The organism is Priestia sp. 53B2, assembly GCF_056099005.1.
The window spans coordinates 1-241 of sequence record NZ_JBLZXA010000109.1; the positions used below are offsets into that span (position 1 = coordinate 1).

Sequence of the window (241 nt, forward strand, 5' to 3'; positions counted from 1 at the left end):
TCCCCTTCGGGGGACAGAGTGACAGGTGGTGCATGGTTGTCGTCAGCTCGTGTCGTGAGATGTTGGGTTAAGTCCCGCAACGAGCGCAACCCTTGATCTTAGTTGCCAGCATTCAGTTGGGCACTCTAAGGTGACTGCCGGTGACAAACCGGAGGAAGGTGGGGATGACGTCAAATCATCATGCCCCTTATGACCTGGGCTACACACGTGCTACAATGGATGGTACAAAGGGCTGCAAGAC

Annotated in this window: 1 rRNA gene; it reads left to right on the forward strand. The window is 54.8% G+C overall.

The annotated features are described in order from the left end of the window. Positions 1–241: ribosomal RNA gene (locus ACN6NE_RS31355) — 16S ribosomal RNA — on the forward strand; the annotation flags it as partial.